Annotated in this window: 20 protein-coding genes; 10 read left to right on the forward strand and 10 right to left on the reverse strand. The window is 45.4% G+C overall.

What is annotated here, in order from left to right:
* Position 1: 1 nt before the first annotated feature.
* Positions 2-640 carry an OmpW family protein gene (locus ICN34_RS05980; protein WP_216121402.1) on the forward strand — a complete coding sequence of 213 codons (639 nt, stop codon included), beginning with the start codon at positions 2-4 and terminating at the stop codon, positions 638-640.
* A 59-nt stretch (positions 641-699) separates the two neighbouring features.
* On the opposite strand, the gene ICN34_RS05985 is transcribed toward ICN34_RS05980, so the two are convergent.
* The gene (locus ICN34_RS05985) at positions 700-1,296 is read right to left on the reverse strand and encodes an AAA family ATPase (RefSeq protein WP_216121404.1); all 597 of its coding nucleotides are present in this window, start codon (positions 1,294-1,296) and stop codon (positions 700-702) included.
* 67 nt (positions 1,297-1,363) lie between these two features.
* Between ICN34_RS05985 and ICN34_RS05990 the strand changes: the two genes are divergently transcribed.
* Complete coding sequence (locus ICN34_RS05990) at positions 1,364-3,298, forward strand: ATP-binding cassette domain-containing protein (protein WP_072583867.1); 1,935 nt, start codon at positions 1,364-1,366, stop codon at positions 3,296-3,298.
* A 9-nt stretch (positions 3,299-3,307) separates the two neighbouring features.
* Here ICN34_RS05990 and ICN34_RS05995 read toward each other — a convergent pair whose 3' ends face one another.
* From ICN34_RS05995 to ICN34_RS06010, 4 genes are all read right to left on the reverse strand, one after another.
* The gene (locus ICN34_RS05995) at positions 3,308-3,616 is read right to left on the reverse strand and encodes a chaperone modulator CbpM (protein WP_072583879.1); all 309 of its coding nucleotides are present in this window, start codon (positions 3,614-3,616) and stop codon (positions 3,308-3,310) included.
* 5 nt (positions 3,617-3,621) lie between these two features.
* The gene (locus ICN34_RS06000; protein ID WP_216121406.1) at positions 3,622-4,602 is read right to left on the reverse strand and encodes a DnaJ C-terminal domain-containing protein; all 981 of its coding nucleotides are present in this window, start codon (positions 4,600-4,602) and stop codon (positions 3,622-3,624) included.
* Positions 4,603-4,663: 61 nt separating this feature from the next.
* Positions 4,664-6,211, reverse strand: coding sequence for a UxaA family hydrolase (locus ICN34_RS06005; RefSeq protein WP_072583869.1), 1,548 nt, complete (start codon positions 6,209-6,211; stop codon positions 4,664-4,666).
* Positions 6,212-6,237: 26 nt separating this feature from the next.
* The gene (locus tag ICN34_RS06010) at positions 6,238-7,200 is read right to left on the reverse strand and encodes a tripartite tricarboxylate transporter substrate binding protein (RefSeq protein ID WP_216121408.1); all 963 of its coding nucleotides are present in this window, start codon (positions 7,198-7,200) and stop codon (positions 6,238-6,240) included.
* 54 nt (positions 7,201-7,254) lie between these two features.
* Here ICN34_RS06010 and ICN34_RS06015 point away from each other — a divergent pair, with 54 nt between their 5' ends.
* Entirely contained in the window at positions 7,255-8,400 is a 1,146-nt protein-coding gene (locus ICN34_RS06015; RefSeq protein WP_216121411.1) for a mandelate racemase/muconate lactonizing enzyme family protein, read from the forward strand.
* Here ICN34_RS06015 and ICN34_RS06020 read toward each other — a convergent pair.
* Complete coding sequence (locus ICN34_RS06020) at positions 8,387-9,322, reverse strand: 3-hydroxyacyl-CoA dehydrogenase family protein (RefSeq protein ID WP_216121413.1); 936 nt, start codon at positions 9,320-9,322, stop codon at positions 8,387-8,389. The two genes, ICN34_RS06015 and ICN34_RS06020, sit on opposite strands and share 14 nt — an antisense overlap.
* Positions 9,323-9,463: 141 nt before the next feature.
* Here ICN34_RS06020 and ICN34_RS06025 point away from each other — a divergent pair, with 141 nt between their 5' ends.
* The 4 genes from ICN34_RS06025 to ICN34_RS06040 are packed head-to-tail and all read left to right on the forward strand — an operon-like array spanning position 9,464 to position 13,200.
* Positions 9,464-10,396 carry an SMP-30/gluconolactonase/LRE family protein gene (locus ICN34_RS06025; RefSeq protein WP_072583457.1) on the forward strand — a complete coding sequence of 311 codons (933 nt, stop codon included), beginning with the start codon at positions 9,464-9,466 and terminating at the stop codon, positions 10,394-10,396.
* 1 nt (position 10,397) lies between these two features.
* Positions 10,398-11,132: a GntR family transcriptional regulator gene (locus tag ICN34_RS06030; RefSeq protein ID WP_158009046.1), complete on the forward strand. Its 735-nt coding sequence runs from the start codon at positions 10,398-10,400 to the stop codon at positions 11,130-11,132.
* Positions 11,133-11,138: 6 nt separating this feature from the next.
* Complete coding sequence (locus ICN34_RS06035) at positions 11,139-12,188, forward strand: Ldh family oxidoreductase (protein WP_370623976.1); 1,050 nt, start codon at positions 11,139-11,141, stop codon at positions 12,186-12,188.
* A 28-nt stretch (positions 12,189-12,216) separates the two neighbouring features.
* Entirely contained in the window at positions 12,217-13,200 is a 984-nt protein-coding gene (locus ICN34_RS06040; protein ID WP_072583460.1) for a tripartite tricarboxylate transporter substrate binding protein, read from the forward strand.
* A 23-nt stretch (positions 13,201-13,223) separates the two neighbouring features.
* Here ICN34_RS06040 and ICN34_RS06045 read toward each other — a convergent pair whose 3' ends face one another.
* Positions 13,224-13,925 carry a pirin family protein gene (locus ICN34_RS06045; RefSeq protein WP_216121415.1) on the reverse strand — a complete coding sequence of 234 codons (702 nt, stop codon included), beginning with the start codon at positions 13,923-13,925 and terminating at the stop codon, positions 13,224-13,226.
* Positions 13,926-14,010: 85 nt separating this feature from the next.
* Here ICN34_RS06045 and ICN34_RS06050 point away from each other — a divergent pair, with 85 nt between their 5' ends.
* A complete protein-coding gene (locus tag ICN34_RS06050; protein ID WP_072583462.1) occupies positions 14,011-15,420 on the forward strand; it encodes a TAXI family TRAP transporter solute-binding subunit in 1,410 nt (469 codons plus the stop codon).
* 4 nt (positions 15,421-15,424) lie between these two features.
* On the opposite strand, the gene ICN34_RS06055 is transcribed toward ICN34_RS06050, so the two are convergent.
* The 3 genes from ICN34_RS06055 to ICN34_RS06065 form a co-directional block, all read right to left on the reverse strand.
* Complete coding sequence (locus tag ICN34_RS06055; RefSeq protein WP_143143912.1) at positions 15,425-15,883, reverse strand: phosphate-starvation-inducible protein PsiE; 459 nt, start codon at positions 15,881-15,883, stop codon at positions 15,425-15,427.
* Between the two features lie 108 nt (positions 15,884-15,991).
* Positions 15,992-17,266 carry an NAD(P)/FAD-dependent oxidoreductase gene (locus tag ICN34_RS06060; RefSeq protein ID WP_072583463.1) on the reverse strand — a complete coding sequence of 425 codons (1,275 nt, stop codon included), beginning with the start codon at positions 17,264-17,266 and terminating at the stop codon, positions 15,992-15,994.
* A gap of 14 nt (positions 17,267-17,280) precedes the next feature.
* On the reverse strand, positions 17,281-17,613 hold the full coding sequence (locus ICN34_RS06065; protein WP_072583593.1) for a c-type cytochrome: 333 nt from the start codon (positions 17,611-17,613) through the stop codon (positions 17,281-17,283).
* A 180-nt stretch (positions 17,614-17,793) separates the two neighbouring features.
* Here ICN34_RS06065 and ICN34_RS06070 point away from each other — a divergent pair, with 180 nt between their 5' ends.
* Together ICN34_RS06070 and ICN34_RS06075 are read left to right on the forward strand one after the other, a co-directional pair.
* Positions 17,794-19,515 (forward strand): glycosyltransferase family 39 protein, encoded by a 1,722-nt coding sequence (locus ICN34_RS06070; protein WP_072583464.1) that lies wholly within the window; start codon positions 17,794-17,796, stop codon positions 19,513-19,515.
* Positions 19,512-20,750, forward strand: a complete 1,239-nt coding sequence (locus tag ICN34_RS06075; RefSeq protein ID WP_072583465.1) for an exo-alpha-sialidase — start codon at positions 19,512-19,514, stop codon at positions 20,748-20,750. Before ICN34_RS06070 ends, ICN34_RS06075 begins: the two co-directional genes overlap by 4 nt.
* Positions 20,751-20,757 lie beyond the last annotated feature (7 nt).

Genomic DNA, 20,757 nt, shown 5'->3' on the forward strand with positions numbered 1-20,757 from the left:
CATGCGTATTAAGACACTTGTAGCAGCAATGGCTGCTGTAGCATCCTTAGCCCCAATGGCGGCTCAAGCTCAAGCTGAAGAAAATCCATGGATGGTTAGAGTTCGTGCTGCAGATTTGCTATTTCAAAATGGCCAATCTGGTATTGCTCAAAGTGCTAACTTGAAGGCTCAGAATCGTTGGATTCCAGAGTTTGATGTTTCATATTTCTTTACTAAAAATATTGCCGCTGAATTAGTATTAACTTGGCCACAGCAAATTAATATTTACGGTAATCTAGGCGCTGGCCAACAAAACGTAGGCAAAATCACTGCATTACCTCCATCTTTGATCGCCCAGTATCACTTCACAGATTTAGGTGCAATTAAGCCATACATTGGCGCTGGTATTAACTACACTATCTTCGGTAATCGCCAAAATTTCCCAGCAGCATCTAACTCTGTACAGGTTGAACCATCAAGCGTAGGTTTTGTAGGTCAAGTTGGTGCTGACTACATGCTTGATAAAAATTGGGGCTTAAATCTTGATCTCAAGTATGTAACGATGGCTACTAATGTTCAAGCAGTAGCTGGCGGCGCAAACCTTGGAAAATTGACATTGAATCCTTGGATTCCAGCGGTTGGTGTGACTTACAAATTCTAAGAATTTAGTTCTTAGGTCTTGAGGTAGAGCCCCTAAGGGGCTCTATTTTTTTCTTAACTTTATTGAATCAGGGCATCAATTAGCTTTTCAAATGCAGCTTCGTTCAAAACGAAGTTATCAAATCGATGCAATGAGAGGTGGCTTGGCGGTTCAGTCCTGCGCTTAGCATATTGCTCCCAGTGAGCAAGTTTCCACTCATCTCTTGGGTCAGCTCTTACCTCCATCCGTTTTTTGGCCTCACGCTCCTCTAGATCAATCCAGGCAACCTGAATTGAAGTCAGTGCTGGCACCCCTAATTTTTGCGCGTCAAACATCTTGCCACTCTGAATCTCCTTCGAGAATGGGCCGATCAGAATGACATTAACCCCTAAAAGCAAATTCTCTCTGGCAATATCAATGAGACCTTTGTATTCCCAATCGCGCAGGTTCTCAAGGTAGAAGGGGCTGTCGCGATCATTCGGGTTTTGAGTGGTGAGGCCCATGACGTGGGCACTGAAGGCGCCATAAACGGTGTCTTTGTCTAAAAAGAAAAAATCTTCCCCAGTTTTCTCAATGATCAGAGGTAAAGCCTTTTTGGCTAGAGTCGACTTTCCTGTGCCGGCATGTCCTGCAAAGAGGATCAGGCGGGGCGCAGAGGGGGTTAATTTACAGACCATAAGTAGCTAGTCTCGCAGAAATAAGTGGAAATATCTCCTCTTTTAGGGAAGTGACGATAATGTCGCCATGGCTTTAATCGTACTCACTGATGCAAAACTGGCTTTTGGCCACGTTGACCTCCTCGCAAACACCGCTTTTTCACTGGAATCCGGTGAACGTGTTGGCTTAATTGGCCGCAATGGCACTGGTAAATCTTCCTTGTTGAAGATATTGGCCGGTATAGAAAAAATGGATGATGGCCTGTTGCAATATCAGCAAGGCCTCAGAATTGCTTATGTTCCTCAAGAGCCTATATTTGAGGCGGAAGAGACTATCTTCGAGTCAGTATCCAAAGGCGTTGCTCAAGCTAAGGCCTTGCGCGAGGAATATGAGGCTCTCAGCGTTGGTGAGTGGGATGATGCTTCCCATGATCGACTTGACGAAGTGCAGTCGCAATTAGAGGCTTTGAGTGGTTGGAATTGGGAGCAACGTGTTCATGAGACATTAGATCGTTTGCATTTAGAGGCTGATCTCAAAATCAATACACTTTCTGGCGGTACTAAGAAGCGGGTTGCCTTAGCGCGTGCTTTAGTTGAGATGCCTGACGTGCTGCTACTTGATGAGCCAACCAACCATTTGGATTTAGATTCGATTGCATGGTTAGAGGAATTGCTCAAAGAGTATCAAGGCTCAGTAATTTTGATTACCCATGATCGCGCCTTCTTGGATAACGTCTGCACCCAGATTGTTGAGCTCGATCGCGGTATTTTGCGCAGTTACCCTGGTAACTTTACGCAATATGAAGTTTTAAAAGAACAAGAACTAAATTCTGAATCTTTAGCTAATGCTCGTGCTGATAAATTATTGGCGCAAGAAGAGGTCTGGATTCGCAAAGGGGTTGAGGCACGCCGCACTCGAAGCGTTGCCCGAATTGCCCGTTTAGAAAAATTACGGAGTAGCCGTGCCGAACGCAGAGATGCGATGGGGCAGGTGAAGTTGGCTGTTTCTGCTGGAGATCGAAGCGGCAAGATTGTGGCTGATCTTCAAAACGTTAGTAAAACCTATGATCGTCCGATTGTGAAAGATTTCACAGCAACGATTTTGCGCGGCGATAAGGTTGGTTTGCTGGGTCCTAATGGCGCAGGTAAAACAACTTTGCTCAAATTGATTTTGGGAACTATTGCGCCAGACTCCGGCACTGCAACTATGGGTACACGTATTGAGGTGGCTTACTTCGACCAAATGCGCGAAGGGTTAGATCTGAACGCTTCACTGGAAGATTACATTAGCCCAGGTAGTGAGTGGATAGAAATCAATGGCAATAAAAAGCACGTTAAGAGTTACCTGAGTGATTTCTTATTTGCTCCTGAGAGAACTAATTCCCCGGTAAGTACTTTGTCAGGCGGTGAGCGTAATCGTTTATTACTAGCACGCCTATTTGCGCGGCCTGCAAACGTCTTGGTCTTGGATGAACCAACTAACGACTTAGATATTGATACTTTAGATTTGCTTGAGCAACTCTTGCAAGACTATAAGGGCACGGTCTTCTTGGTCAGTCATGATCGTTACTTCCTAGATAACGTTGTTACTAGCATTATTGCCAACGAGGGTGATGGCTTCTGGCGTGAGTACGAAGGGGGTTATGAGGATTGGAAAATCCAGAAAGCGCGCTCAGACAAAATTCGTGCTGCCAATGGCAATGCCAACACAAAATCTGTAGATAAGCTTGAGGTCAAAGCAGAGGCAAAGGTAGAAGTTAAGGCAGAAGTTAAGCCTGTAGCTAAAAGTGGAGTTCAGAAACTCAATGGCAAAGAGCGCCAAGAACTGGAGGTTTTGCCATTACAGATCGAGACATTGGAAACTGAGCAAGCCGATATTGGTATTGCCATGAGCAATCCCGATCTCTATAAAAATGAACCTGAGTTGGCAGCGAGCATGCAAGCGCGCTTGAGTGAAATCACTGCTGACTTAGATCAAAAGCTGCAACGCTGGGAGCAGCTATTGAGTCGTTCAGAGTCTTAGTGCTATAGCCTAGTCGCGCGGTAAACGAGCGCGCAACTGGGCGATTTCATCAAGCAGGTCCAGCGCCAAGGCAACCCCAGGCACATTTAATTCGAGATCATGGGTGAGGTGCGCTGCGGTTTTTGCTCTTCGCAAAGAGTCGCCACTAAAGCGCCAATCCTGAGGTGAAGAGCCAGCTGGACTTAAAACACCTTCGGATACCCAAGTCATGATGAGATCTTCTGGTGTGCGGGATGCATGGGAGAGCTCCACAATGGTCATGTGCACCTCATTCTCTACAACAGCACCCTCAATCCAAGTGATATTAGTTTGTGTCATATCAATCATCCCTTCAAGTGTGTTCTAGGGTTGAAATCAAAAGCCTTCTCAAAGGTTTGATAGGCTTCTTTTTGTGATTCAGTATCAGCAGGAGGCAAGGCGATAGAAGGTACCGCATATAAATCACCTGGCTCTGAACTTGGTATGCCTTTACCTTTAAGGCGCATTTTTCGACCAGCAACAGTTCCTGCGGGGATCTTCAATTCTAAAGTGCTGCCTGCAGGAGTGGGGACGTTGACGGTAGTACCCAGTGCCGCTTCCCACGGTGCCAAAGGAATATCAATGAAGACATCTTTGCCTTCTACTCGATAAATGGCGTTAGGATGAAATTCAATTTCGAGATAGAGGTCACCAGCAGGGCCCTCGCCGACACCAGGACCACCTTGGCCAGAGAGTCGCAGATTTTGGCCAGCCTTAATGCCTTTAGGAATACTGACATCTAACTTGCGTTCTTGGGTGCTGACGTGGCCGCTCGCATCTTGCACGGGCATATGTAATGCAATAGTGCGCTTAGCTCCGTTATATGCATCAGCGAGATCAATCAAAATTTTGGCGTGATGATCTTGGCCTTTGAAATTCATACCCTGGCGAGGATTGCCACCACGACCACCTTGGCGATGTTTTCCGCGACCGAACAGAGATTCGAAGAATTCACTCTGATCACCTTCAAAGCCACCACCATAACCTGGATGACCACCACCAAAACCGTCATCAGAATATTCAAAGCCTTCATTCCAATTTGGCGGAGGGGTAAAGTCTTGGCCGTTTTTCCAGTTCTCGCCAAAGCGATCGTAGGCTGCGCGTTTCTCAGTGTCCTTTAATACGGCATAAGCTTCGCCGATTTGCTTGAACTGCTCTTCAGCACCAGGTTCTTTATTAACATCTGGATGGAACTTGCGCGCCATCTTGCGATAGGCTGATTTAATCTCAGCTTCAGTGGCGCCACGAGCTACGCCAAGAGTTTCGTAGTAATCCCTAAATTTCATAAGCCTGTTTCAGTTCGGTTTCTGCCTGGGTTAAGCTAATAGGATTGATTCTACAGTTCTCTTAGCTCATTACACCAATTTGCCATGGAACAAATTCATAGTCTCCCAGGCCAAGAAGTTCGCTTTTGGAGGCCTCCCCGGAGGCGGTACGCAGAAATAACTCAAATATCCGTTGTCCCATTTCCTGGACGGATACCGTGCCGTCCAAAATCTCACCGCAATTGATATCCATGTCTTCAGTGAGGCGCTGATACATTGGGGTATTGGTGGCTAGTTTGATACAGGGCGCAGGCTTAGAGCCAAACATAGACCCGCGGCCGGTAGTAAAGGCAATCAGGTTGGCGCCTCCAGCAATCTGGCCGGTGGCCGATACAGGATCAAACCCCGGAGTATCCATAAATACGAAGCCTTTGGTGCTCACTGGCTCTGCATACTTATAGACTTCCATTAGAGGACCAGTGCCGCCTTTCATGGAGGATCCTAGAGATTTCTCAAAAATATTAGCGAGACCACCAATTTGATTGCCGGGACTTACTTGTCCGTTAATTTGCACATCTCTACCAACAGAGTATTCATCTTTCCACCAGCGAATTCGTTTAATGAGCTTTTCACCTACTTCTTTGCTAACAGCGCGACGGGTGAGGGTATGTTCCACGCCATAAATCTCTGGTGTTTCTGAAAGAATGCCAGTGCCACCATGACGGGACAAAATATCAATCGCTGCACCTAGTGCTGGATTGGCTGTGATTGAAGAAAAGCCATCGGAACCGCCACACTGCAAGCCAACAGTCAGGTGACTTGCTGACACTGTTTCCCGTTTTGCTTGATTAGCTGCAGGTAGAAGTGCTTTGACAGCTTCGATACCAGCCTCAATAGTTTTGCGCGTGCCACCCGATTCTTGCATGATGAAGGTGTGCAGAGTATTTCCTTCGGCCAGGTCTTCTTGCTCCATCAAGCCTTTTAGTTGATTACGCTCACAACCGAGACCCACAATCAGAGCGGCTGCTAGGTTAGGGTGACGAGCATATCCAGCCATAGTACGGCGAAGCAATTGCATTGGCTCACCACTCATTTCCATACCGCAACCGATGTCATGACTAAACGCCACGACTCCGTCTACATTGGGAAAATCTTTCAATCTTTCGGGGGTAAACCAAGCTGCAATTTTGTTCACAACGGTTGCCGAACAGTTTACTGTCGATAGAATGCCGATGAAATTACGTGTTCCTACTTTTCCATTGGGTCTGACATAGCCCTGGAAGGTAGCTCGTTGAGCTTCGGGCAACAATTGGGTCGGCTTATATTCGCTTGCATAAGCGTAGTCACGATCAAACTCGCGAAACTCAGTATTGTGACTATGCACCATCGTGCCGGGTTCGATGTCTGTATTAGCAAAGCCTACCGTCACGTTGTATTTCAGAATGGGCTCGCCCTTGAGGATCTTTTTGGTGGCAATCTTGTAGCCAGCAGGCACTTGGCTGCGACTTGTAAAATTCTCACTAGGAACTTCAGCGCCAATTCCAAGATCAACCCGGGCGACCACAATATTGTCATTAGGATGCAGGCGAATAATAGGACCGGCTAGTTTTTTTTCAGAGATTTCAATCATAGGTTTCTTTCGATTCAATAGTTTATTTATTCAGCAGTTGCGCCAGATTTCTTAACAATAGGGGCCCACTTAGCCACTTCGGACTTAATGTAGTCACCCAAATAGTTTGGGGTACTGGTGACCACTTCAAAGCCCTTGCCATTGATTTGCGCTTTGATTTCTGGATTGTTAAGCACGGTGATGAGTTGTGCATTCAGTTTATCGATAATCACTTTTGGTGTCTTTGCTGGTGCGACGATTGCGTATACAAGCTCAACTTCAAATTTAGGAAGGTACTCTGAGATCGCCGGAATTTCTGGGGCACTTGGAGAGCGTTTAAGGCTGGTAATCCCTAGGGGGATCAATTTTCCAGAGCGCACATAGGGTAAAGCTGCAGGAGTGCCGACAAGTGCAGTTTCAATTTGACCACCAAGTACATCGGTTAGTGCTGGTGCGGCACCTTTATAAGGGACATGCAGAATATCGGTTCCCGCTTGCGTATTAAACAGTTCACCACCTAGGTGAAGTGGTGTGCCGGCACCTGATGAGGCAAAGCTCACTTTATTGGGGTTGGCTTTCGCATAGGCAATGAGTTCTGGAATTGTTTTGAAAGGTGCTGAGGGGTTAGCGACAAATAAAAGTGATGAAGACGCGACTAAGCTGACAGGAGCAAAATCTTTAACGAGGTTGTAGTTCAGTTTTTTGTAAAGCGTTTCGTTAATCGCTTGGGTGCCTACCATCATCAGAAAAAGGGTGTAGCCATCGGGTTTGGAATTGGCTGCATACTCAGCGGCAAGATTAGCGCCTGCGCCCGGCTTGTTTTCAATAATGATTGGTTGACCAAGGTTTTCGCCAAGTTTGGGAGTAAAACCTCTTGCCAAAACATCAGAAGGCCCACCCGCAGCAAATGGAACGATTAGCTTGATGGGTTGAGTGGGATAGCTCTGCGCCTGTATGCTATTGGTAAAGCCAATGCTAACTAGCGATAATGCAATAAAGATTTTTCTCATGTAATGTTCTCCGTATTCTTATTGTTTATTCTTATTTAAATGTTGTGTAAAAAAATGAAAATCACTCAGGCAACCATCTTCCCGCTTTCAATTCCACTCATTGAGCCAATCAAGATGGCTAAAGAAGTGATTGTGGATGCCAAAACTGTATTGCTTTGCCTCACTGATGAAGAGGGTCGCCAAGGTTGGGGTGAGGCATCTGTTGCACCCCTCATGACTGGTGAGACTCTCGAGAGCCTATTAGCGAGCGTAAAGTATTTGGTAGAAAAAGCACGTGCAATTGAGTGGGGCGATCCTAAGGATTTTTCTAAACTGTTTGATGCAATTTTGTATGGCAATCCATCAGCTAAGTCTTGTTTGGAGATGGCATTACTTGATCTGTATACACAGAAAAATTCGATCGCGCTATGGAAATATTTGCGCTCATTTGTTGTAGGTGTTGCTTCACCGGAAGTGGCCGAGATTCCCTTGCTGCGAATGCTTGGCGGTTCACTAGAAAAAGAAATCGCTGACGCTAAATTATTTCGCGAAGCAGGATTTAAACATTGGAAAATAAAGATTGGCTCTTTATCGGTTGAAGAGGATTTACGTCGAGTCAAGGTGCTCTCAGATCTGCTAGAGGGTGACGTCATTTCGGTGGATGCTAACGGTGCCATGTCATTAGAAGGGGCTATACAGTTTTGCACCTCAAAGCAGGCGTGCAAGCTGTCATTTGCTGAGCAGCTAATTAACGCAGATTCTGCAATGGCTGATTTCGTCTTGCTCAAGCAGCAATCTCCAATTCCAATTGGCTTAGATGAATCTATCCATGGCACAGATGAGATAGAGGAATTTGTGAAGGCTAAGTCCCTTGATGGCGCCAGTCTAAAACTCATTAAAACTGGCGGTGTACTGGCGGCCTGCAAAAGTGCACAAACCTTGCGAGCAAATAATCTAAAGCTCAACTTAGCTTGCAAAGTAGCAGAAACATCTCTAGCGGGGGCTGCAACAGCATCCATCGGTTTTGCAATAGGAGATGTGCCTTGGGGATTTAGCATGTCAAATCAATATCTACGCTTTGATATCTGCGATCGTCCATTAACGGCAACGCGTGGCCATCTTGATGTTGCTCAATTGGGCTCTGTTGGTGTCGGGATTACTCCCAACCTCGATCGCGTGAAGGATGCTGTGGCTCAAGGTTTCTCAATCACTCAATATTAAGAACGTCAAAGGCAGCCTTCAACCTACGGGAGTAGGAGTCGGAAACACTTTTGATTTCTTCCGGTGTCCACTTTCTAAATCCTTCCCCAGCTTTCATACCTGTTTTCCCATCGGCCATAAGTTGAACTACTTTTGGAGGCAGGGCAGTGATATTGGAAAGTGAAGGATAAATTTCCTTAGCGGCATTCGCCATTCCATCCCAGCCTGAAATTTCCTTCTGTGTCATTGGGCCTACAGCGGCGTAACGGAAGCCAAAGCTATACCTCACGGCATCATCAATATCAGCTGGCGTAGCAATTCCTTCTTGTACGAGCGAGAGAGCTTCTCTCATCAAGGCATGTTGAATGCGGTTCGCTAAAAATCCAGGAATATCCTTCTTCACGAGGACAGGCTTCTTTTCGATAGCTCTATAAAGCTCGCAAGCGTGCTCCGCATATTTGAGTTCCGTCTTTTGTCCCATGACAATTTCAACCAAGGGCACTACTTCTGCAGGCATGAAGTAGTGCGCGCCCATCATACGGTTTGCTGTTTTGAGTCCTTCTGCAATTTTGCTAATAGGGAAGCCTGAACTATTGCTACCAATAGGAATATCGGCCGGTACCACTTGATCAAGGTATTGAAAAACCTTTTGCTTTAGCTCTAAGTTCTCGGCAACAGTCTCAATCACCCAGGAGAATTGATTCCAGTCCTGCCAATCCTCTAGGACGCCAATGAATTGCTGCTTCTTAATGTCAGCGTCATCTTTAGTGGCGTTGTCTCCAACCATACCTATTTTTTTTGCAAGGCTGATGGCTTTGTCCAAGCAAGCGTCAGCCTTATCTTTTGTTCTGCCCAATATGACTACGGGTATGTTTTGAGCAATAAATCCAGCTGCAATGCCAGCGCCCATGATTCCGGTTCCAATAACAGCTACAGATTTCATATTTTTCAACTTATTCGGTTAAGTTATAAACAGCTTAAATTAATTTTGATCAACAACAACTAAAGGTTATCATTATTTATGGTTTAATTGTTTAATAATAAAACGTACTTATCCGTATAACTTACCCTAGGAGATCTCCCCATGACGATGCATAACCCTTTCCAGCCCGTTGAGAAAATTAAAACGGAAGTGTTTTCAACCATGCCAGAGAAGTTTCGCAAAAAATCCCGTACTGGATGGTCCGATCCTAATCGTCAAGGTGCAGAGGTTGAGTGCTTTTTAGAGGGGCCTTCATTCGATCGTGAAGGCAATTTGTGGTTTGTCGATATTCCCTTTGGTCGCATTTTCCGCATTGACACCAAGGGTGAGTGGGAGCTGATTACTCAATATGATGGTTGGCCAAACGGCATGAAATTTCATAAAGATGGGCGCGCTTTTATTTGTGACTACAAAGCAGGGTTGTTGGCACTAGATCCAAAGACTGGAAAAATTGAAACTATCTTAGGATCAATGTATAGCGAAAACTTTAAAGGTTTGAACGATCTACACTTTGCCTCGAATGGCGATTTGTATTTCACAGATCAAGGTCAGACCGGTATTGCTGACCCAACTGGTCGCGTGTTTAGATTGCGTGCCAATGGGCAACTGGATCGTTTGGCGCTTAATGTGCCAAGCCCAAACGGCATTACTTTGAATACTCAAGAAAAGCATGTATTCGTAGCGGCCACTAGATCTCAGCAAATTTGGAGATTGCCTTTGATGGCTGACGGCTCCGTTTCCAAGACAGGTGTAGCGATACAGTTAACAGGTGGCGTTGCGGGTCCAGATGGTATTGAAATGGACTCAGAAAATGGTTTGTTGGTATGTCACCTTGGTATTGGAATCTGGAGATTTGATAACAATATGCTGCCAACCCACTTGATCTACTCTGAGAACCCACATCACCATCATTTGGCTAATATGTGTTTTGGTGGGGCAGACGGAAAAGATCTCTACATTACCGAGTCTTTATCTGGCGATATTCTGAAAGCACGTCTGCCAGTTGCTGGTAAAAAAATGTTTGGACTTTCTTAAATTGAGTGAACGATCACCGTTATATAAGTCTCTAGCCAAAACGCTAGAGCAGCGTATTTATAACGGTGATTGGCCAGTGGGATCCGTCTTGCCTGCCGAGGCGGATCTTTGTCGGGATTTTCAGTCTAGTCGGCATACATTGCGGCATGCATTGCAAATTCTAGAGGCTAATGGCCTTATTTATCGCCATCAAGGCGCGCCTACAAAAGTGGTGTCTAGACAGCGCTTACGCCGTTTCACCCAAAGCTATAACTCTCCAATTGATATTCTGAGTTATTCACGGGATACCTATCGTCAGAACATAGTCGAAGAATTCATTGAGCTAGATAAGTCTCTAAGTCAGATTGTTGGCGCACCGATTGGATCATCTTGGTATCACATTGGCGGAATTCGAAAGCGTCAACAGGCAGAGGAGGTCATTGCCTGGACGGATATTTATATATTGCCCCAGTTTGCTTCGTTGACAAAAGATCCAGAACATACCCAGGTAATGGTGTACGAGCAGATTGAGGAAAAATATGGCGCCCGTATCGAGAGGGCGGAGGTAGATGTATATGCCTCTCAAGTGTCGCCAGAAATTGCGGGAAAACTCCACATCAAGCCCGACACTGCATGTCTGGTCATTATTCGCCGCTATTTTGATGATCAGGATAAATTATTTGAAGTGACGGTAACGCATCATCCGGAGAAAAAATATGTTTACAGCATGGAATTTAAAGCGAGCTCAGAGGCTTAAATCACAGTGAACTATTTATCTATAACTGATGCAGAGCATTTTATCTCGAGCGCACTCCAAGCAGAGAAAGTTCCTGCAAGTGATGCAGACATTATTGCCAGTCTGATGGTGCAGTCTGATCTCGTTGGCGCTGATGGTCATGGTATTTTCCGTTTGCCGGCTTATTTAAAAAGAATTCGGGCTGGCGGCGTGAATTTAAATCCCAATATTCATATTGAGCGCGAGCAGGGTGCAACTGCGTTGATTAATGGTGACAATGCCTTAGGGCATTTGGTGATGAATAGAGCTGTAGACCTCGCTATCGAAAAAGTGAAGCAGCACAGCGTATGTTGGATTGGTAGTCATTACGGCAATCATTCAGGAGCTGCTTCGGTATATGTTCGTAAGTTAGCGGAGCAGGGTTATATCGGTATTTATATGGCTGTTGGTAATGCAAATCATATGGCGCCATGGGGCGGCATTGACTTATTGTTATCAACCAACCCAATTGCAATTGCAGTTCCAGCAGGCGATGGGCCAACAGTGCTTTTGGATATTGCAACTACTGTAGCGGCCTACGGCAAAGTAAAAGTAGCTGCGCAAAAGGGGGAGTCCATTCCAGATGATTGGATGATTGATCGCCAGGGTAAGCCAATTACAGATCCTAAAAAATCTGCCGAAGGATCTTTATTGCCCATTGGTGGATATAAGGGTTATGGCTTAGCAGTCATGATTGGCTTGCTTGCAGGCGCACTTAATAATGCAGCAGTTGGCAAAGGAACAATTGATTTCAATGCTCACCATGACTTGGTTACAAACACGGGGCAAACGATTATTGCGGTCGATCCAAGTGCGTTTGGAAACACGGAAGAGTTTATTAACAGGGTAATTGCTTTAGTGAATGATTTGAAAAATTCATCAACATTGCCTGGCGTTAAAGATATTCGTGTGCCAGGTGAAGGCGCAGCAAAAACAATGGCAGAGAGAGGTGAAAGGGGTATCCCTGTCTCGCCCGAGCTGCTAGAGGCATTGAATGCTTGCGCTCAGGAATGCGGCATCCCCGCTTTAACGTTTTAAAAAAATACTAAATTACTGGAGGAGACATATGTTTAAAAAACTAATAAAAAACATAGTAATAAGTGCGGTAGTTGTTCCGGCGGTTGTTCCAGTATTTGCAGGGGCAGCCTGGGCTGCCTACCCAGATAAACCCATCAAAATGATGATTGGCTATGCGCCAGGAAGCTCTACTGATATTGTCGGCAGGATGATTGCCAATGATCTCAGTCTTGCTTTAAAGCAGCCCATTATTGTTGAGAATCGTGGCGGCGCAGCAGGAAGCCTAGCAGCAGATGCGGTGGCAAAAAGCGCCCCCGATGGCTACACCATCTTGTTCGCACAAAATGGCCTGGCTATTAATGTGGCAGCCAATCCAAAACTGCCGTTCAATGGCCAAAAAGATTTATTGCCGGTCGTTGGGGTCGCGGCAACTCCTCATATTCTGATTGTCAATAACAACTCACCAGCCAAGAGTGTTGCAGATTTAATAGCAATGCTTAAGGCCGAGCCAGGTAAATTGAGTTTTGGCTCTTCAGGAATTGGTAACTCCGATCATATGGCTGGCGAATTATTTTTAGCCACTACTGGATTACAAGCGATTCATATTCCCTATAAGGGTGGCTCACCCGCTGCTACAGACTTAATGGGCGGGCAGATCGACTTTTATTTCGCAGGCATGCCAGTAGGCCTCCCTTTGTATAAAGGCGACAAGGTAAGGGCATTGGCTGTCACCAGTAAAAATCGTTTTAGTGGCGCCCCAGAATTAGTAACGATTCAAGAGGCGGGCGTTAAGGGTTACGAGATGGCTTTGTGGCAGGGAGTATTTGTTCCTGCCAAAACGCCTCAAGGAATCATCAAGGAGTTAAATAACTCTATTTTGAAGATCCTAGAAACCCCTGAGATGAAGGACCGCTTTCAAAAGGCTGGAGTACAAATTGCCCCGATGAATACTCAGCAATTCTCGGACCTGTATTTTTCAGACATTGCTCGCTGGAAAACGGTGATTGAGAAGGCAAAGATCAAGCTAGATTAATCACCTGATCCTTAAAATAGAGGTTAAGCGCTGAGGTCAAAAACCAAGACCTCAGCGCTTTTTCCATTAGAAATTGCCAATCGGTCTTCTTCTTGAAATAAGAGGGCATCCCCACCATCCAATGCTTGACCGTTCACATCAAGTGAGCCACGAATAAGGTGAACGTAGAATTTTCTATTGGGATCTAATGCTAGCTCGAATGATTGACCTTGATCAAAGAGTCCAGCGTAAATCTTGGCATCAGCATGAATCTTGACGGCCCCATCATTTCCGGTAGGGGATGCGATGATGCGCAACTTCCCAGATTTTTCAATGGCGGGAATGGTTTTTTGCTCGTAGCTAGGCTCAATTTCTAAGACATTGGGCTCTATCCAGATCTGTAAAAAATGAGTAGTTTGATCTCTGGCGTGATTGAACTCGCTATGAGTAACTCCACTACCGGCGCTCATGCGTTGGACATCCCCCGGTGGGATTCCTTTGATATTGCCCATACTATCTTCGTGCGCCAACTCTCCAGATAGTACGTAACTGATAATTTCCATATTGCGATGGCTATGCTTGCCAAAACCCATTCCTGCAGCTACGCGATCTTCATTAATGACGCGCAGATTCCCCCAGCCCATAAAGCGGGGGTCATGGTAGCCCGCAAATGAGAAGGAGTGAAAGCTTTTAAGCCAGCCATGGTCAGCATAGCCACGATCCTGGGATTTTCTAAGATTTATCATGTTTTAGGGCGTTAAAGGACTAGTTGAAGGATTCAGAATAAGCCTATTATCATTAGCTTTAATGATATTTGTCGATCGGTAGCAAATGGGAAGCTTTAAACAAGACATTCAAGAAACGTATCTAGGGCTTTCTGAGAGCGTTCGGGAGAAGTGGGATGACTTTACCCAGTTCCTACAGGAGGCTTGGCCGCTCCTTATTCTCTTGCTGGCAATACTGATGGGCATCTGGTTGTATGCGGATCCACCGCCCCCAAGACATGTCCTTATGGCCACCGGATCATCAGGCGGTTCATACGAAGCTCTTGGGAAAAAGTATGTAGAGTTTTTCAAGGCAAAGGGTATTACTTTAGAGTTGGTAGCCACAACAGGCGCGCAAGAAAACATTGATCGCTTAGCAGATCGTGATGACCCCGTACAAGTTGCTTTTGTTCAGGCTGGAGTAGACCACACCAAGGAAGTAACTGGTATTCAGTCCTTGGGTGCAATTGCCTATGATCCTATTTGGTTTTTTTATCGAGGTTCGGAGCTAAAGTCTACCGAGTCCGATTCAGTTGGCGTCGTATTTCAACATTTTGCCAATAAAAAGATTTCTGTGGGAATTGAGGGCAGCGGTACCTACGCTCAGTCAACCAAAATACTGAAGGCCGCAGGCTATAAAAAAGGGGTACAAATTCTCAATCTTGCTGGATATGATGCGGTGAAGGCGCTCCAGGCGGGCGAGATAGATGGAGCCTTTATTGTGGATTCCTATGATGCTCCCAATGTACAGACCTTGTTAAACGATAAGTCATTGCATTTAGTCACTTTTAAACGTGCAGCAGCCTATGTCAAATTAATGCCTTATCTCAATATTTTGGATGTCCCCCAGGGGGCTTTTAATTTGCCACGCAACTTTCCACCAACGGATATGAAGCTGTTGGCAACAACAACAAATCTATTGATTGATGATCGCATGCATCCGGCGATTCAATTTCTATTTTTAGAAGCTGCCAGACAGATTAATGGCAAAGAATCTTTCTTTGCTGAGCGCGGAGAGTTTCCATCCTTTAAAGATTCCATGTTGCCTGAAAGTCCCGTCGCAATTCATTATGAGAAAAATAATTACCCCTTATTGGTAGCCTATTTCCCGTTCTGGGTGGCCGAGCTTATTAATCGCCTCATTTTTGTATTCCTGCCCTTCTGTGTATTGAGCTATCCGCTTTTACAGGCTCTGCCAGGATATCGCGCTAAGCGCATGCAAAATAAGATCAATCGCTTATATGGTTCTTTAAAATCCTTGGAGCAAGAATTACTGAATGGGTTTGACGATCAACAGCGGGATGAATATCTAAAGAGGCTTAATTTACTTGAGTATCAAGCTTTAAATATTAAAGTTTCTAAGCGCCTGTCTGGCGACTACTATGCCTTGCGAGCTAGCATTGATTACGTGCGTAATTGCTTGAATAGGGGCGTACACCCCTATCAATTTGATGAAGGCATTGATCCCGACTTATAGGGCTTTATTCGCTATCACCATTTCTGCTGGGGAATTTAAATGAAGCGTAACGAACGACTGCATTAGCCAGAGCCAAAATGAGAATGGTAAGCCCCATAAAGAGGATGGCCATATCAGCCTCGTGCTTGGTGTTAACTAAGTCAATGATGAGACGAGTTACCGCAGTAATCGCTACATAAATCAAAAAGCGAACTGGCATATGATTGGTTTTGAAATAAATCCCGACCATGGCGCCAATTTCGAGATAGATAAATAGCAAGAGCAGGTCTTCGATTGAAGCCGATCCTTTATTAACCATACCCAGGAATGCAACAGCTGCTGACCAAACGGTTGCGGCACCGATTCCAAATAATGCAATCCGATGAAATAAAGAGACAAATAAGTTTCCAATGGGAACGGTCCATCTTTCAATGGCATCTTCTAATTTGGATGCATCTTTTGGTGAGGTAGGGGTCATATTCATTAAGCCTCCGAGTTTTTTAATCTGTTTTGTTTAGTATAGGTATCTATGCGGCCATGTAAACAAAAAAAGAGGCGCCAAGCCCCCTTTTTTTGGAAGTATTGACTTAGATCAACCCAGGCTGTCCGCCCAAATATTATGAGCCCAGCCCCAGGCATATACCCCTTCAAGAGTTGAGGGTGCCGGAGATAGTCCGCCTGCACCATGAACAGGCTCAAAAGTTTTCTTAGCGACACTGTATTGATGAACGCTAGCCACGTGAATTACTTCTCGTTCGTTCACAAAACTGTAGCAAGTATTGTTCACTACTGGCGCTGGATTAACTTCCCAGTTACTGAGTTCAGCCACAATCGCGGCAGCCGCCACTTTGGCATGTTGATTGGCCATGTGCCCTGACTTAGGCATTGCTGGCGCTACTTGAATCGAGTCACCCAAGACATGAATGTCTTTTTGTGCAGTAGATTCAAAGTTGAGATAATTCACATTAACCCAGCGGCCGTTAGCATTTGCTAAACCAGTTTTGACGGCAATCTCACCGGCGCTCATCGCCGGTAGAAGATTTAAAACATCTGCTTTAATATCTTCTTGCACTTCAAATTTCAAAGTTTTTGTTTTTGCATCCACGGCGGTGACATTGTATTTGGGCAAATACTCAATGAATCCTGGGTACTGTTCTGCCCACACCTTCTTAAAGAGCGCACCTTTTGAAGTGACATCTTGGTTAGCATCCAAAATGAGAACTTTAGACTTAGGCTTGTGGTGCTTAAGATAGTTTGCTACCTGGCAGGCTCGCTCGTAAGGTCCTGGAGGGCAGCGATAGGGGGCTTCTGGAATACTAATGGCAAAAGTGCCACCATCACGCATAGAGGCGAGTTGTTTATGTAAGGCGGTAGTTTCAGGACCCGCTTTCCAGGCCTGGAGGGTAACGCCTGCTTTATTGGCTTGAGCCAGTCCTTCAATACTGTTCATCATTAAGGCAACACCGGGTGAAACGATCGCTTTGTCATAGCGTAAGGTTTTCCCAGAGGCAAGCTTGACTGTTTTTTTATCGGGGTCGATGCTGGAGACGCTGTCCCGAATGATCTTCACGCCATGACGCTTACTCAGATTGTCATAAGGGGTCGTAATTTCAGATATTGTGCGTGAGCCACCTACAACTAAATTAGATAGTGGGCAGGAAACAAAGGCTGCATTGGGCTCAATCAATGTCACCTTAGCAGTGTTGTTAGAGAACAAGCGTAAATATTTAGCAGCGGTAGCGCCACCATATCCTCCGCCAATCACAAGGATTTCTGCCTTTTGTAAATTAGCGTGGGCTTGACCAGAAAAGCCTGCCAGCAAACCAAGTGCGGCGGTGCTCTGACCTATAAAGTGTCGACGATCCATGGTGGGCTTCCTTGTTAGTTCTTGCCAAGTTGATTGGCGATGGTATTAAGCTGTTCTTCGGTATAGCCCTTGGTAAGCTGCGGCATGATAGTGCCGTCCAATGACCCAGATTTATAAGCCATCAATTTTTCTAATATTTGCGCGTGAGTAAGATTGTTGATGAGTGGGATGTTGCCATCAACAACACCGTTTCCGTCAGTGCCATGACAATTTGCGCAGGTTGCTGCAAGACTACGTTTATATAAATTGCTTGCATCTGGATTTTGCGCTAAAGAAAGACTGCTCCATAGACACAATCCAATATATGTCGATACTACGATTCCGGGTCTTGAAAACAGTGCTCGCATGCGGCCTTTCTCCATTCGAATTATTTTTTTGACTTATAGGTGTATTGCTTTATGAGTATCTTAATCAAGAAATCCATAAAAAGTAGCGCTTACCTCAGATTCATTTTTCATAAACTCATTCGAAAATGCGGGCCTGATGTATTTTGTTGGAATTTCCTATAAGCCCTATAAACTACGGGTATGAGAATTTCATTTTCTTACCGTTCCGCCTTATTGATACTCCTTTTAGGTGTATTTACCTACCTTTATGGTTTGGATAGCCGATTTGCGCCAAAAAACGGTGATGAGTATCCCTATATGCATATTGTGCGCATGACGGCAGACTCGGCCCAATGGCTGCCACTGCAGTCTGAAATGGATGGCATTAAAAACACTAAGCCGCCACTGATATTTTGGCAGGGTATTGCTAGTACGCATTGGGCAAGCGAATGGAGTTTGGCAAATTTGCGTTGGCCTAGTGTTTTATATACCGCACTAACGGCATTTTTCTTATTTTTAGCAGTCCGACGTTTCAGTGGCAAAACGCAAACTGGAATATTGGCATCATTAGTATGGCTCTCCTTTTTTGCAACCTATCGCTACGGTCGACCATTCTTAGCGGACCCCCCAGAAGTATTTTGGGTATCGCTACCATTTATGGCGATTTTGTATTGGGGTAAAAGTGCATTTGAATCTAAATTCTTTTTCCCATTGATGGCGGGGGTGTGTTTTGGTCTTGCGCTATTTGCAAAATCTTTTGCCTACATCGTTCCTGCTAATTTTGCTTTGGGGCTCTATTACTGGCGCTGGCGGCAGTGGAGTATTCCTCAGGTACTCATCCGCGACCTATATAAGTTGATCCTGATTACTGTACTTGCCCTCGGCGTATTTGCCTTGTGGTTTGCCATGGACCCATATCCAGAAGCTGTTTGGAGCGAATTTGTACTGGGCGAGAATGCCGGTAAGTTTGCCGCTCGTCAGTCTAGTTATTTTATGGATTTGCTGCGCGGTGGAGATAGCATTTGGCTTTTAATTTTGACGACGATTGCTAATGCAGGCCTATTTAGCTTTGTATTGATATCAAGTTTGATGCAATGCTGGCGTACACGTCGCTTTCTGAATTTAGAAGAGGTGCTATTACTGCTTTTGATAGCAGCGTTCTTTATTGTGTTCAGCTTACCTAGTCAGCGTTCAGGTCGTTATCTTTTGCCAGTGATGCCAGCCTTTGCGGCGCTGATTGCCTTATATTGGGATAAGTTGCCTTTATGGGGCTTCCGCATTGCCTTGCTCTTGCAATTACTGGTGTTATCACTCTTGTTTTGGATTGGTATCAATCTTCAGTTCTCACAATTTATGGGTGATGCTGGCGCATGGACTTATTCCTATTGTCATTGGATTCTCATGGCGGCAGGAATATTGCTGGTCTTGCTTGGCTTGCTGAATCGGCGTTTCACTAAAACCATTTCTTTGGCAGCCTGCTTTTTGGTTTATTGCGGGTTGACTAGTAGTCTTGCTCCATTAGAAGGGCGCTTAGGGCGCTACTCGGTAGAAACGATTGCTCGGTTGGCAGGCAGGGATGTTTGGATTCCTTGTGACTATCGAGCCAAGGATGAGGAGTATCGATTGTTGCTACCAGGTGCAAAGCTGCATGGCTATTTAGCGAAAGATGCTAGTGATGTCGCAACTCTGACATCCGTCTACTCTCTAGTTGCGGTGCACACTTCTTTGGGTACTCAGCCTGCACTATGTGATTCTTGTCAGATTGTTGGACAAAGAATGGAGATGAGGGCCCGTCACTCTAATGAAGAAATTCAGGAAATGTTGATGGGGCATATTGGTAAATATTTATTTGTTAATGAATACCTGATTTTTACACCGGTGGCGACCCCAGATTTATCCAACTTAAAGGATGTTTGTAGATGAGTCGTGTCATTGCTCTTTGTTTTTTGTTGCTTGCTGCAGTGATTGGCTTTCTGCATATTGATAGTCGCCCAGTGTGGGCGCCATTTGCTACTCCTTCTTTCCAAGTAGATGATGTTCTGGATGAGCCTGTAGTAATGAAGACAAAAGATCTCATCAAGATTAATATTTCCGTACCGCAATCACGTTGGCTTCCTGATACTGGCGCTGCCTCAGTCCATGCAGCTTCAATGATTGCCCTCAAGGATGGTGCAGTGAGAGCGTTTTGGTTTGCCGGTAGTCGCGAAGGTGCTGCTGATGTATCGATCTACAGCTCCGTATATGACCCGAAGTCTTCTAGCTGGAGTGCGCCCATTGTTGTGATGGATCGCATTAGTGCGGAGAAGGGGCTTTCACGTTATATCGCTAAGTTAGGCAATCCTGTGCCAGCCAGATTGGCTGATGGACGTCTGCAATTGTTCTTCGTCACCGTCTCTATTGGCGGTTGGGCGGGTAGTTCAATTTCTGCAATGACTTCGGATGATGAAGGTTTGACATGGAGTAAGCCGCAACGCCTCATCAGCTCCCCGTTACTGAATTTAAGCACTCTCGTGAAATCCCCTAATGTGATGTTCACCGATGGTCTACTAGGCTTGCCTGCCTATCATGAGTGGATAGGGCGTTTTGGCGAGTTCTTAAGGTTGGATGCAGGGCAGGTAATTGATAAGCGTCGTATGAGTTCTGGGCGCGGTGCGATTCAGCCACTCGTATTTGTAAATGACGCGCAATATGCCAGTGCATATTTCCGGCAAACACGGAGCTCTGGGTTACCAAAGAAAATCCCGGTTAGTCATACAGAAAATGCGGGTCAAACATGGCAGCAGGCAGAAGATTTGGATATTGCCAATCCCAATTCTGCAGTTGCTGGGCTTGTTCTCAAAAGCGGCGCTCGCATTTTGGTTTTAAACAATATTGAAAATGGGCGCTATCGTTTGGTCTTATTGATGAGCGATGTTAAATCTGAGCAATGGCAAACCGTTGAGGTATTGGAGGACGATGAAGCTATACCTGAAGCTCAACGTAAAGAGTTCTCATACCCTTACTTAATCACTGTAGACGGTGATGATGCACATTTAGTCTATACCTGGGATCGCAAGAAGATCCGACATCGTTATTTTTCTGGTGCTTGGCTAAGACATGCCTATCAGCAAATAAACAGTGCTGAAGCAGATCCGGCTCATCAGGAGGTGCGGCAATGAATCAGTT

The sequence above is a fragment of the Polynucleobacter sp. Tro8-14-1 genome, from assembly GCF_018881655.1.
GTDB lineage: Bacteria > Pseudomonadota > Gammaproteobacteria > Burkholderiales > Burkholderiaceae > Polynucleobacter.